The organism is Klebsiella sp. A-Nf5, from assembly GCF_002810545.1.
GTDB lineage: Bacteria > Pseudomonadota > Gammaproteobacteria > Enterobacterales > Enterobacteriaceae > Klebsiella > Klebsiella variicola.
Window position 1 is genome coordinate 1 of the sequence record NZ_PIOG01000054.1, and the last position, 357, is coordinate 357.

1 pseudogene is annotated in these 357 nt (G+C 46.5%); it reads right to left on the reverse strand.

The features are described 5' to 3' along the window. Positions 1-139 precede the first annotated feature (139 nt). Positions 140-357, reverse strand: a pseudogene (locus tag CWM53_RS31605) (hypothetical protein); the annotation flags it as partial.

Sequence of the window (357 nt, forward strand, 5' to 3'; positions counted from 1 at the left end):
GCATTGAGAAGGGGTAAATTCTCCGCCTTGACTCATTGTCTCTGTAAAGTTAAGAGCGAAGACCAGATCGAAATAAAGCACGATAGCGTAATACGCTGCACAAATCAGCGCGATACTCACCCATCTGATCCAGAACTTCTTATTCATCATCGTAAGTGCTTCCCAATGAACCGCCTACTGTACCGCCTGAGTAGGGGGATGTTGAGCCAGCAACAGCAGCGGAATCGGCAGCAGATTGTTGAATTTTTGCACTCCCTCCCATTGGTTGAGGGCTTTTGTTCTCGGTGTTAGGGTACTGCTGTTTGAATGTATTAGTCATTTCGACAACGAGGATTGATGAGAAGTCTGCACTCTTTG